We start from the raw sequence: 10,379 nt of genomic DNA, 5'->3' as shown, positions 1-10,379 counted from the left end.
GAGGCCCTGCAGGTGTGGGTGAACCACTACAACTATCATCGGCCTCATACCTCCTGCGGAGAGGCTCCTCCGGCCTCGTTGGCCCCGGTGCGTGTCAACAACGTCATGACCTCTTACACCTAGACTGACCGCATGACCGCCACTACCGCCCTGCCCCTGCTCGTGCTCAACGGCCCCAACCTGAACCTGCTCGGCACCCGCGAGCCCGAGGTCTACGGCACGGCCACCCTCGACGACGTCCGTGCGCTCACCGAGGCCCGCGCGGCCGAGCACGGGCTGACCGTGGACTTCCGACAGTCCAACCACGAGGGCGAGCTCATCGACTGGATCCAGGAGGCCCGCACCTCCCACGCTGGCGTCCTCATCAACCCCGCCGCGTACTCGCACACCTCCATCGCGATCCGCGACGCCCTCGCCGCCGTCGACCGGCCGATCGCCGAGGTGCACATCTCCAACGTCCACCGGCGCGAGGCGTTCCGGCACCACTCGCACGTCTCCGCCGTCGCCGACGTCGTGATCGCCGGGGCGGGCGTCCAGGGCTACGCCCTCGCCGTCGACTGGCTCGCCGCGGCTGTGCGCCGCTGAGCGCTGGTCAGGACCCGCCTGGCCGTGTCTAGGGTCGGTGCTACGAGCCGGTGGCCGCATCAGGGCGCCGGCACCCGACGACGAAGGAGTCACGCCATGGGCACCCAGGATCCCCGCGCCCGTCTGCTCGAGAAGCTCGCGAAGGTGAACGTCTGCATGCTGACCACCGCTGAGCAGGACGGCACGCTCGTCACCCGCCCGATGGGCCTGCAGCAGGCCGAGGACGGTGGCACGCTCTGGTTCCTCACGCGCGCCACCTCCGACGTCGCCGCGGACGCTCCGCAGCGCCCGGTCAACGTCGCCGTCCAGGACAAGGACTTCTGGGCCTCCCTCGCGGGCCACGGTCAGCTCGTCCGCGACGACGCGCGCAAGAAGGAGTTCTGGAACCCGGCCACCGAGGCGTTCTTCGGTGAGGGCTCGAGCCCCGAGGATCCGCAGATCGTGCTCGTGCGCGTGGATGTGCAGACCGCCCAGTTCTGGGAGTCCCCGGGCGCGGTGGCCACCGCCATCGAGCTGGTGAAGGCCAAGGTCACCGGCGGCGAGGCCCACCCGGGCGACAGCGAGACCGTCCGCTTCTGACGGCGCCTCCCGACGCCGGCCTCGCGACTTGCCCGCGGACGGGCCGGTGAGCGCCGCGCGAGGGGCCTCGGCGGGTCAGTCGACGTCCTCGGCCGCCAGCTGGCCGCACGCGCCGTCGATCTCCTTGCCACGGGTGTCGCGCAGGGTGGTGGGGATGCCGGCGGCGTTGAGCCGGTCCACGAACTCGCGCGTCACGTCCTTCTCCGAGGCGGTCCAGATGGAGCCCGGCGTCGGGTTCAGCGGGATCGGGTTCACGTGCACCCAGCCCTTGCCCCGGGCGTTGAGCTTCTTGGCCAGCAGGTCGGCACGCCACGCGTGGTCGTTCATGTCCTTGATGAGCGCGTACTCGATGGACACCCGGCGGCCGGTGGCCACGAAGTAGTCGTACGCGGCGTCGATCGCCTCGTCCGCCTTCCAGCGCGAGTTCACGGGGATCAGCTCGTCGCGCAGCTCGTCGTCCGGCGCATGCAGGGACAGCGCGAACGTCAGCGGCACGCCCTCCTCGGCCAGCTTCCGGATGGCCGGCACCAGGCCGACGGTGGACAGCGTGATGTTCCGCGCGGACATGCCCAGGCCCTCAGGCGAGGGGTCCACCATGCGGTGCACGGCGGCCATCACGCGCTTGTAGTTGGCCAGGGGCTCACCCATGCCCATGAACACGACGTTGGTGACGCGGTCGGCGTCGTGCCCGCCGTCCTTGCGCTTGCCGCCCAGTCCGCCCTGGGCGATCACCTGGTTGGCCAGCACGATCTGCTCCACGATCTCCGCCGTGGACATGTTGCGGGTCAGCCCGGCCTGGCCCGTGGCGCAGAACGGGCAGTTCATCCCGCAGCCGGCCTGGCTGGACACGCACAGCGTCACGCGGCCGGGGTACCGCATGAGCACGGACTCCACGAGCGCGCCGTCGAACAGCCGCCACAGGAACTTGACGGTGTCCCCGCGGTCGGTCTCCATGCGCCGGACCTCGGTGAGCAGCGGCGGGAAGAACGCCTCCGCGATCGCCTCCCGCTTGTCCTTGGGCAGGTCCGTCATCTGCTCCGGATCGGTGGTGTAGTGCTCGAAGTAGTGCACCGAGAGCTGCTTGGCGCGGAACGCCGGCATCCCGATCTCCTTGGCCTTCTCCTGCCGTTCCTTCAGCGTGAGGTCGGCCAGGTGGGTGGGCGGCTGGGAGACGCGCGGCTGCTTGAACTGCAGCTGCGGTCGGCCGTCCGGGCCCATCGGCTGGGTCCAGCCCTCGGTCTTCGGCATCACCTGGGGGCGCTCGGCGGTGGCGGCCTCGCGGCGCTTGGGCGCGGAGAGCTGGTGGCCGACGCCGGCGCGGCGCATGCGCTCTCGGTCCTCGGCGAGCTGGCGCGCCTCGGACTCGTCGATCAGGCCGCGCTCGGGGCGGCCGAGGGCCGGCTTGCCGGCGCGGTCCCTCTGGCGGTTCGGGGTGGGCTTCGATCCGGGGCGGCGGGGCTGGTAGTCAGACATCGGCACCATTCTCCCAGACGGGGCGGACTTCGCGGCGGGTCGCCTCCACGTCGACGGCGCCGCGCGGCCCCGGCATCCGGGGCAGCCCCCGCAGGACCCAGCGGACGACGACGCCGCGCACCCTCGCCGGCAGCGGCCGGTACAGGGTCCGCGCCAGCCCCCAGAGGCGTGCCTCCCGGACGGAGTCCCGCCCGGTCCAGGACCAGCCGAGGCCGGCGCGCACGCGCCCCGGGAGGAGGCCGGCGGTGACGAACCGGGCCAGGGGCAGGGCCGCCCGCAGCGGCGCGGGGACGCCCTGGCCGGAGAACAGGTCGGTGGCGATCCGCCGCGCGTCGTCCGTGACCTCGAGCCGGGCCACCCGGTCGTCCCAGTAGTCCGCGAACGCCGCGCGGTCGACCGGCCAGGCGGAGGCGGGGACCTCCAGGCTCGTGGCGAGCGGGGCGTACCCGCGGTAGAGGCGGTCGGCGTCCTCGGCGTCGAGGGCGCCCCACATCCGGCGGCGCACCTGCTCCCCCATCGCGTAGAGGGTGGCGGCCACCCAGAGCTGGGCGTCCGGGTCGGCGGCGTCGTAGGGGTGGCCTCCGGCGTCGACCCCGCGGACCGGGCGGTGCGCCGCCCGCACCCGGTCGACGACCGCGTCGCGCAACGGCGCGGCCTCGGGGAGGGTGACCGCGTAGATGTAGGCGAGCGTGTGGCGGAGCCGGCGCATCGGGTCCTCGGTGAACCGGGAGTGGACGGCGACGCCGGCCCCCACCGGCCGGTGCGCCACCTGGAGCAGGATCGCCGCGCCGGCGCCGGCGAGGATCACGGCCTCGCGGGCGAGGGCGGCCGCAGAGGTCGGGGCGGAGCGGCGGTCGGGGCGCATGGTCCCAGCCTCGCACCGGGCCGGGCAGAGGGGCAGGGGGCGAAGATGAACGGCGCTGTTCACCTTCTGTTCACCTAGCTGTCCGCCTGGCGCTCGTGGCGCCTCGACACGAAAGTAGCGTGATGGCGCCGATTTCGCGGCATACAGGCGGGCGCAACAGGGTGTCACAGGTCACGTTGGTGAACACGGAGTTGCACTCCGGGAGGAAATCTGTAAACTTGTTCACAAGCAGTTCACCTAGCGTTTACGGAACGCGAGGTTGGGACTCCACCGAACCCATCACCCGCGGCCCCGCCGCGACGATCCGCCGGACTCATGGTCCGGCAACCGAAGGAGGTGCTCACCGTGAGCATCAACACGACCAGCCACCACCTGCCCGCCACCCCGAGCCCCCTCATGCAGCGCCACGTGCTCCAGCGCGTCGAGGAGACCCTCCTCCGCCGCTTCGAGGGCACCGTCACCGCCGAGACCGTCCGCTCGGTCGTCCGCGAGGTCGTCGCCGACCTCAAGCGCGGCGCCCGCATCACCACCTTCCTGCCGGCCCTCGCCGAGCGCGAGGCCACCCGCCGCCTCCAGGCCGCGACGCCGGCCCACGAGGCCATGGCCGTCGCCGCCTGATCCCCCATACCGACGCGACGACCCGTCGGCCCGCCCCGCGAGGGGACGTGGCCGGCGGGTCTTCTCGCCTCCCAGGACGCTTTCGTTCGGGAAACGGCGTCACCGCTCCTTGCTGACGATGTCGTCCGGCACCTCCGCTCCGGAACGCCGTTCCATCGCCGCCCACGCGAATCCGGCGTGCGGCGCCGTTTCCCACACCAAAGCACCGCGACACGCCGCCATTTCCCGAACGAAAGCGCGACCGGCACGGGAGGCCTCAGTCCTCGGCGACGCCCAGCGCTCGGCGCATCGGCAGGAACTTGGCCCGGATCTCCGTGACCTCCTCCTCGGGCACCGCTCCCGGGACCATCCCGCCCCCGGCCTGCAGCCGCACCCCGCCGGGCACCTGCTGGCCGCAGCGCAGTGCCAGGGCGATCTCGCCGTCGCCGTCCTGATCCAGCCACCCGACCGGCCCGGCGTAGCGGCCGCGGTCCACGGGCTCGACCTCCGCGATCACCCGCACCGCGTCCGGCGTGGGGGTCCCGCCGACGGCCGCCGTCGGATGCAGCGCGGCCACCACGTCCAGCACGGTCCCCCGCCCATCCCGCAGCCGGCCGCGCACGGACGTGGCCAGGTGGTGCACGTTCGGCAGGGTCAGGACGGTGGGCGCGGGGTCGTCATCGGCGAGGTCGACGACGGGCGCCAGCGCGTCCAGCACCGACCGCGCCGCCCAGCGATGCTCCTCCGCCAGCCGCGGATCAGAGGCCAGCCGCTCCCGCAGCGCGGCGTCCTCCTCCTCGTCCGCGCCGCGCGGCATGGACCCCGCCAGCACCCGTGAGCCCACGAGCCCCGCGTGCCGCGTGGCGAGGACCTCGGGCGTGGCGCCCAGCAGTCCGCCGACGGCGAACACCCAGGTCTGCGGGTACTCGCGGCGCAGGGCCCCGATCGCCCGCCACAGGTCGGCGTCGTCCGCGGGGACGGTCATCGTGCGGCTGATCACGACCTTCGCCAGCTCCCCGCCCGAGTCGGCCATCCGCGTCAGCAGCTCGCGCACCCCGGCCGCGTAGCCGGCGTCGTCCCAGGCACGGTCGGCGACGTCGGCGGGCAGGGGCACCGCGCCGTCGGCCAGCAGCCGGGCTCCGCGGTCCGCGGCGACGGCGGCTGCGAGCGCGTCCGCGTCCACGTGCTGGGCCACGTCTCGCACGCCGGACGGCGTGGCGCGGCGCAGATCCGCGGGGATGCGCAGGACCGCGGGCTCGGGCGAGTCATCGGCGAAGGTCGAGGAGATCCAGCCCCGCAGCGGGGCCGTCGGGTCCGGTCGCCCGGCGACGGCGGCCTGCCACAGCGCGGAGAGCCGGCGGAGCCGGTCGGCGCCGTCCAGGAGCACGGTCCAGCCGCCCTCGCCCCGCCACGCGTCGTCCCCGTGCGCCCACAGCACCGCCCGGGCGAACGGGGGGACGGCGGCCTCGGGGGTCCCGGTCGCGGGGGTGCCGAGGTCCGGGAGCAGGGAGCGGACAGACATGGCCCCCATTCTCTCCCACCTCGGCGGACCCCCGCTCCGGGCCCAGGCCTCGGCCGCCGCCCCGACGACGGCGGCGAGCGGCGTCGCCGTCGTGTGCGGAGGGATCCCGTCAAGGCTTGCGCCGGCACACCCGACGTCGCAGGGTGGGGGCACCCGTTCACCTCGCGTTCAGCCGACCGCCTTCCCCGGAGGACTCGCATCATGGCCCCCATCCCCCCGGACCCCCACGCCGATCACGCACCGGCGGTGGACGACATGCCGCTGGACACGACGGCCGCGCCGGACATCCCCGCCGCGGTGGACCCCGTGCCGCACGGGATGGCCGCGCACGTGCTCGAGCGCGAGGTCGGGCCGCTGATGGCGCGCTTCCCCGGCGTGGCCGACGAGGCGACGGTGCGTCAGCTCCTGTTCGACTCCTACGCCGAGCTCGCCGAGACGAGCCGCCACCCGGAGATGCTGCCGACCACCTCGGTGCAGCATGCCGCCTCGCGCCTGCGCGCCAGGGCGATCAACCAGGGCAGCATCGAGTCCCGCCACCCGCGTGTGCTGTTCGTCTGCCACGGCAACGCCGGCCGCTCGCAGATGGCCGCGGCCCTGCTCGAGAACCGCACCCACGGCGAGGTCAGGGCCCGCTCGGCCGGCACGGAGCCCGCCGGCGAGGTCATCTCCACCGCGTTCGAGGCGATGAACGAGATCGGCATCCCGCTGCACCACACGTACACCAAGGGCCTGGACCCGGACGTGCTCCGGGCCGCCGAGATCGTGGTGCTCTTCGACGGCGCGGATCCGTTCGAGATCCCCGAGGGCGCGCAGGTGCAGAAGTGGTCCGTGCCGTCGATCCGCGGCATGAGCCTCGAGCAGGTGCGCGGCGTGCGCGACGCCCTGGACCTGGAGGTCCGCGGCCTGATCGCCGATCTGGGCGAAGCCGCCACCCCGCTGCCGGAGGAGGGCACCCGCGTCGGCCGACCCCTTGACCCATACCCCCCTGGGGTATAGAACAGGGGGTATGAGCACGGACAGCACGACGACGGCGCCCGCCGCCGCCTCGCCCCTTCCGTCCGCCGCGGCGGACGCCTGCGACGGCCACCGGCCCCCGCACGAGGTGCACCGGGACAAGGCGAAGCACCTCGCTCGACTGCGCCGCATCGAGGGGCAGGTGCGCGGCCTCCACCGCATGGTGGACGAGGACGTGTACTGCATCGACGTCCTCACGCAGGTCGCCGCCGTCACGAAGGCGCTGCAGTCCCTCAGCCTGAACCTCACCTCGGAGCACCTGCGTCACTGCGTGGCGGAGGCCGCGGTGCAGGCCGAGGCGGAAGGCCGCACCGAGCTCATCGACGAGAAGGTCGCCGAGGCGACGGCCGCCCTCGGCCGCCTGCTGCGCTGACCGGCGCCGTCGCCCACCCACCACCGCACGAGGAGCACGAGATGACCACCACCGACCTGAAGATCACCGGCATGACCTGCGGCCACTGCGTCGCCTCCGTCCAGGAGGAGCTCGGCGAGATCGCCGGCGTCTCCGCCGTGGACGTGGACCTGAACGCCGGGGGCGTCTCCACCGCCACCGTCACCTCCGAGGGCCCCCTCGACCCCGCCGCCGCGCGCGCCGCCGTCGAGGAGGCCGGCTACACGCTGGTGGAGGGCTGAGCCCCATGACCCACCCCGCCTCCTCCGCCCCAGCCGGCCCGCAGCCCGAGACCACCCGTCGCGTCGACCTGGACGTCACCGGCATGACCTGCGCCTCGTGCGTGGGTCGCGTCGAACGCAAGCTGGGCAAGCTCGAGGGCGTCACGGCGTCCGTGAACCTGCCGCTCGAACAGGCCACCGTCACCGCGCCCGCCGGCGTGTCGGACGAGGAGCTCGTGGCCGCCGTCGAGAAGGCCGGGTACGGCGCCACGGTGCGCCGTCCCGCCCCGCCGGCCGGCCAGGCCGGGCACGCGGCACACGCCGGGCACGCCCACACCTCCGACCACGGCGAGGGCCACGCCGCGGACCATGACGGCGTGGACCACCACGACCACATGGCCCACGGTCCGGGCGAGGACGTGCTGAAGCCGCGCCTGATCGGCGCGGCGGTGCTGACGGTGCCGCTCGTGTTGATCTCCATGGTCCCGGCGCTGCAGTTCCCGCACTGGGGCTGGGTCGCGTTCGCCCTGGCGGCGCCCGTGGCGCTGTGGGCGGCGTGGCCGTTCCACTCGGCGGCGTTCCGCGCGGCCCGGCACGGCTCGTCCACGATGGACACCCTCGTGTCCGTGGGCGTGCTCGTCTCCTTCGTGTACTCGGCCGTGGAGCTGATCCTGGCGCCGGACATGACCGCCCACGTGGGCGGGACCATGGCGGAGATGGCCCACCACAGCCTGTACTTCGAGACGGCCGCGGTCATCACCACGTTCCTGCTGCTGGGCCGCTGGCTCGAGGCCCGCGCCAAGCGTGAGGCCGGCGCCGCGCTGCGCGCCCTCCTGGACCTGGGCGCGGCCCAGGCCACCCTCTACGACCCCGAGACCCACGCCGAGCGCACGGTGCCCGCCGAGTCCCTCGCGCCGGGCGACGTCGTGCTGATCCGCCCCGGCGAGAAGGTGCCCACGGACGCCGAGGTGCTCGAGGGCACCTCGGCCGTGGACGCTTCCCTGCTCACCGGCGAGTCCGTGCCCGTGGAGGTCGGCCCCGGGGACGCCCTCACCGGCGCCACCCTGAACACCTCGGGCCGACTCGTGGCCCGCGCGACGCGCGTCGGCTCGGACACGACGCTCGCCCAGATGGGGCGGCTCGTCTCCGAGGCGCAGACCGGCAAGGCGCGCGTGGCCCGGCTGGCCGACCGCATCTCCGCCGTGTTCGTGCCGATCGTGCTCGGGATCGCCGTGCTGACCTTCGCGGTGTGGATGATCGTGACCGGCGACCTGCCGTCCGCGCTGCGCGCCGGCGTGGCCGTGCTCGTGATCGCGTGCCCGTGCGCCCTCGGCCTGGCGACCCCGGTCGGCCTGCTGGCCGGCACCGGCCGCGCCGCGCAGCTGGGCATCCTCATCCGCGGCCCCGAGGTGCTCGAGGACTCGCGCACCGTGGACACGATCGTGCTGGACAAGACCGGCACCGTGACCGAGGGCCGCATGGCGCTGGCGGACGTGCTCGTCCTCGACCCCGCTTTCGTGGCCGAAACGGGCGCCTCCCGGAGCGCTTTCGTTGACGAAACGGGCGCCTCCGGGAGCGTTTTCGTTGACGAAACGGCGCCGGACCGGGCCGCCGATGTCCTGCTGACCCTGGCGGCCGCCGTCGAGCGCGGCTCCGAGCACCCGATCGCCCGCGCGATCGTGACCGGCGCCGAGGAGCGCGGCCTGACCGTGCCCGGCGTGGCGGACTTCGCCTCCACGGCCGGCGGCGGCGTGTCCGGGCTGGTCGCCCTCCCCCACGACGACGGCGCCCTCGGCTCCGGCGCGCACGGCGCCGCCGGCCCGGATCCGGTCCGCGTGGCCGTCGGCCGCGGCTCCGTCCTCGAGACCGCCCTCGACGGCGGCATCCCCGCCGAGCACCGTGCCGCGTTCGAGGCGGCGGAGCAGGCCGGCGCCACGGCCGTGTGGGTCGCGGTCGGCGGCCGCGTGGCGGGCGTCCTGTCCGTGCGGGACACCGTGAAGGAGACCTCGGCGGACGCCATCGCCCGGCTCAAGGAGCTCGGCCTGCGCCCGCTGCTGGTGACCGGGGACAACGCCGCCGTCGCCACCCAGGTGGCGGACGCCGTCGGGATCCCGGCCGCGGACGTGGTGTCCGGCGTGCGCCCCGAGGACAAGGTGGACGTGGTGACGCGCCTGCAGTCCGAGGGCGCCGTGGTGGCCATGGTGGGCGACGGCGTCAACGACGCCCCGGCGCTCGCCGCGGCGGACATGGGCATCGCCATGGGCTCGGGGACGGACGTGGCCCGCGAGGCCGCGCAGATCACCGTGATGGGCGACGACCTGCACCAGGTGGTCCAGGCACTCGACCTGAGCCGTCGCACCCTGGGGATCATCCGCACCAACCTGTTCTGGGCGTTCCTCTACAACGTGCTCGGCATCCCGGTCGCGGCCCTGGGCCTGCTGAACCCGATGATCGCCGGCGGCGCGATGGCGGCCTCGAGCGTGCTCGTGGTGCTGAACTCGCTGCGGCTCACCCGCTACGCGCGCTGAGCCGGGGCGGGGCTGGCCGGGCCGGGTCCACCCCGGACCGGCCGGCCGGTCAGGGCAGGCATTCGCGGGAGTACTCGAGCCACTGCTCGAGCTCGCCGGACTCCTCCCAGAGCTGGTAGAGCTCGGAGCAGGAGGGCTCGCGGATGACCACGCCGATCAGCTCGCGCAGGGTCTCGACGTCCTCGTCCGAGAACTGATCGATGAAGGCGGTGAGGTCCACCTCGTCCGTCTCCGCGTGCTCGAGCAGGGCCTCGAGGTCCGCGTGGTCCTCGTTCCGGGCGATCCGCACGAGCGCCCCGAGGGTGAGGAGTGCGGCGCCCTGGCTCGCGGTCAGGTGGCCCTCGTCCTCGTCGCGACGGAAGTTCCTGCGGAATTCGTCCAGGTCGAAGGTGCCGTCGAGGACCTCGTCCACGATGTCCAACGCCGTGTCGTTCTGGAAGACGTTTCTGCCCCATGCGCCCATGACCTGACCCTAGGTGTAGGAGGGCATGACGTTGTTGACTCGGGCCGGTGCCAACGAGGCCGGAGGAGCGTCTCCGCAGGAGGTATGAGGCCGATGGTAGTTGTAGTGGTTCACCCACACCGCCAGGGCCTCACGCCGAGC

Annotated in this window: 13 protein-coding genes; 8 read left to right on the top strand and 5 right to left on the bottom strand. The window is 73.8% G+C overall.

Annotated elements, in window-relative coordinates:
* The 3 genes from MF605_RS11670 to MF605_RS11660 form a co-directional block, all read left to right on the top strand.
* Nucleotides 1-123 (top strand): integrase core domain-containing protein (locus MF605_RS11670; RefSeq protein ID WP_242821291.1); only part of this gene is annotated, 123 nt, incomplete at its 5' end.
* Between the two features lie 9 nt (nucleotides 124-132).
* Nucleotides 133-585 (top strand): type II 3-dehydroquinate dehydratase, encoded by a 453-nt coding sequence (gene aroQ / locus MF605_RS11665; RefSeq protein ID WP_044659289.1) that lies wholly within the window; start codon nucleotides 133-135, stop codon nucleotides 583-585.
* A 96-nt stretch (nucleotides 586-681) separates the two neighbouring features.
* Nucleotides 682-1,164: a pyridoxamine 5'-phosphate oxidase family protein gene (locus tag MF605_RS11660; protein WP_134417046.1), complete on the top strand. Its 483-nt coding sequence runs from the start codon at nucleotides 682-684 to the stop codon at nucleotides 1,162-1,164.
* A 75-nt stretch (nucleotides 1,165-1,239) separates the two neighbouring features.
* Here the strand turns inward: MF605_RS11660 and rlmN are convergent, their stop codons facing one another.
* Nucleotides 1,240-2,412: a dual-specificity RNA methyltransferase RlmN gene (gene rlmN, locus MF605_RS11655; protein WP_459536882.1), complete on the bottom strand. Its 1,173-nt coding sequence runs from the start codon at nucleotides 2,410-2,412 to the stop codon at nucleotides 1,240-1,242.
* Nucleotides 2,413-2,629: 217 nt separating this feature from the next.
* Entirely contained in the window at nucleotides 2,630-3,502 is an 873-nt protein-coding gene (locus MF605_RS11650) for an oxygenase MpaB family protein (protein WP_134417044.1), read from the bottom strand.
* 345 nt (nucleotides 3,503-3,847) lie between these two features.
* Here MF605_RS11650 and MF605_RS11645 point away from each other — a divergent pair, with 345 nt between their 5' ends.
* Nucleotides 3,848-4,120: a three-helix bundle dimerization domain-containing protein gene (locus MF605_RS11645; protein ID WP_081091283.1), complete on the top strand. Its 273-nt coding sequence runs from the start codon at nucleotides 3,848-3,850 to the stop codon at nucleotides 4,118-4,120.
* Nucleotides 4,121-4,376: 256 nt separating this feature from the next.
* Here MF605_RS11645 and MF605_RS11640 read toward each other — a convergent pair whose 3' ends face one another.
* Nucleotides 4,377-5,621 (bottom strand): isochorismate synthase, encoded by a 1,245-nt coding sequence (locus tag MF605_RS11640; RefSeq protein ID WP_134417043.1) that lies wholly within the window; start codon nucleotides 5,619-5,621, stop codon nucleotides 4,377-4,379.
* Nucleotides 5,622-5,822: 201 nt separating this feature from the next.
* Between MF605_RS11640 and MF605_RS11635 the strand changes: the two genes are divergently transcribed.
* Genes MF605_RS11635 through MF605_RS11620 form a run of 4 tightly spaced genes read left to right on the top strand, consistent with a single transcriptional unit; the run spans nucleotide 5,823 to nucleotide 9,775 of the window.
* Nucleotides 5,823-6,617 carry an arsenate-mycothiol transferase ArsC gene (locus MF605_RS11635; RefSeq protein WP_134417042.1) on the top strand — a complete coding sequence of 265 codons (795 nt, stop codon included), beginning with the start codon at nucleotides 5,823-5,825 and terminating at the stop codon, nucleotides 6,615-6,617.
* Nucleotides 6,618-6,627: 10 nt separating this feature from the next.
* Nucleotides 6,628-7,008, top strand: a complete 381-nt coding sequence (locus tag MF605_RS11630; RefSeq protein ID WP_002856860.1) for a metal-sensitive transcriptional regulator — start codon at nucleotides 6,628-6,630, stop codon at nucleotides 7,006-7,008.
* A gap of 41 nt (nucleotides 7,009-7,049) precedes the next feature.
* On the top strand, nucleotides 7,050-7,268 hold the full coding sequence (locus MF605_RS11625) for a heavy-metal-associated domain-containing protein (protein WP_061866784.1): 219 nt from the start codon (nucleotides 7,050-7,052) through the stop codon (nucleotides 7,266-7,268).
* 5 nt (nucleotides 7,269-7,273) lie between these two features.
* Nucleotides 7,274-9,775: a heavy metal translocating P-type ATPase gene (locus MF605_RS11620; protein ID WP_061873182.1), complete on the top strand. Its 2,502-nt coding sequence runs from the start codon at nucleotides 7,274-7,276 to the stop codon at nucleotides 9,773-9,775.
* A 49-nt stretch (nucleotides 9,776-9,824) separates the two neighbouring features.
* Here the strand turns inward: MF605_RS11620 and MF605_RS11615 are convergent, their stop codons facing one another.
* Nucleotides 9,825-10,238 (bottom strand): DUF4259 domain-containing protein, encoded by a 414-nt coding sequence (locus MF605_RS11615; protein ID WP_036384294.1) that lies wholly within the window; start codon nucleotides 10,236-10,238, stop codon nucleotides 9,825-9,827.
* 9 nt (nucleotides 10,239-10,247) lie between these two features.
* On the bottom strand, nucleotides 10,248-10,379 hold a 132-nt coding region (locus tag MF605_RS11610), incomplete at its 5' end, for an integrase core domain-containing protein (protein ID WP_148111564.1).

It is taken from the genome of Micrococcus luteus (genome assembly GCF_022664405.1).
Taxonomy (GTDB): domain Bacteria; phylum Actinomycetota; class Actinomycetes; order Actinomycetales; family Micrococcaceae; genus Micrococcus; species Micrococcus luteus.
Note: the sequence above shows the minus strand (reverse complement) of the source record. Positions and strands in the feature narration are given on the sequence as shown.